2 protein-coding genes are annotated in these 1,591 nt (G+C 44.8%); both read right to left on the bottom strand.

The window, feature by feature from the left end:
* Positions 1 to 1,060 (bottom strand): efflux RND transporter periplasmic adaptor subunit (locus A3729_RS04465; protein WP_068633275.1); only part of this gene is annotated, 1,060 nt, incomplete at its 3' end.
* A partial coding sequence (locus A3729_RS04470) for a TetR/AcrR family transcriptional regulator (RefSeq protein ID WP_068633277.1) occupies positions 1,057 to 1,591 on the bottom strand: 535 nt, incomplete at its 5' end. The genes A3729_RS04470 and A3729_RS04465, both read right to left, overlap by 4 nt.

Consider the following 1,591-nt stretch of genomic DNA (forward strand, 5'->3'; position numbering starts at 1 on the left):
GACTCCCATCTCTTAAGGAAGATGGCGGGTTAGTGATAACGATATCCGATGGCTCGAGGCCTGAGAGAACCACCAAATAACGTTGCCACTTCCGCTCAAAATTGACCGGCGTAAACACTGCTTTACCTTCATTGATTCGGTATACACCAAACACCCCCGCCCGCTTAATGATTGATGAAGAATCAACAAGAATCTGTTTTTCATAAGAGATAATGAAGTCCACCTGCCCTGATAAGCCGGCTTCAAGTTTGTAGGATTCAGGCAAAGCGAGTTTGATCTGAATGGTTTGGGTAATACGATCAACACTATTCACGATATGAGATATAACGGCTTTAACGGGTTCATCGCGCTTGTGAATTTTAATGTCATATTGGTCACCAATATTTAGAGTCTGCCCCCACTCTGCTGGCAACGAAGCCTCAAACTCCAAACCACCAATCGCTTCGAGTTGAAGAAGAGGTTTTCCAATAACAGCCAAATCCCCTTGATTCACCCAGCGCTTAATAACGCGTGCATCAATTGGACTATTGATGCGGTGATAAGGCTCCCGAGCAAGCTGCCTTTCCAGCTCACTCTGCGCTTGATTCAACTGAGTTTCCGCAAGATTGTGTTGCACTTTTGCCTTGCGAAGTTGTTCCACAGTAATCACGCGTTTTTCGCGCAGTTGACGAGCATTATCTACATCATGTGCCATATCCTTTAATCGAATTTTGGCTGATTCGATAGCACTCTCTGCTCGACGAATAGAGGTAAGCAATTCGGTTTCATCCAAGGCTACTAGCAAATCACCTTGAGACACCATGTCACCCTCTTTTACTGTCAGTTCGTCAATCGTTGCCGATTGCGAAGTACTGATTTCGATACTGCGAGATACATTGGTGTACCCTGTTGCCGAATAAAATCGAGGCACTAGATCTTCTTTAACATGATGAGCATCGACCTCAATTGGCTTGGCGGCCACTAGTTGGGTACGAAGTGTATCGTTTTGCTCGCCGCAAGCCGTAGCTATGCTGACGGCTGCAAGAACAGCTAATAATCGTGTTACTAATCGTAGACTCATTGGAACACTCCATTTTTCAGTAAATGACATACATGTTCAGCAATGAATTCAGGGTCATCATGCTCGGGTTTTCCACCAGGAAAAAACACCCTCATTGGTTTAGATTCCAAGTGATAAAAAACAAGGGAGAACAAAGAAATAGATGTCATGTGCGGGTCGCTATTGGGAGAAATTCGCTCCACTAGTTTTAATACATTTACCCATTGCGCCATGAAAACATTATTCGCGAGTAGCGATATTCTTTCTTCATCAGCTTCTAACAGTTCACGTTGTAGAAGGAGCCTAAGATTTTCGTCGTTTGCCATGAGTTCCGTGAACTGAAAGATAAATCGCCTCAATTGTTCCTCTTCACTACCAACGGGCTGCAAAGCGGCTTCTAACTTTGGAGCTATGTCTTTAAACGAAGCTTCGATACTGCTGAGATACAGCGCTTTCTTGTCAGGAAAGTGGTGGTAGATCGTTGCGATACTCACGCCAACGGCGGTGGCTACCTGGCGTATTGAAACACCACTAAACCCCTGCTTTGCGAAA

Source organism: Oleiphilus sp. HI0043, from assembly GCF_001634935.1.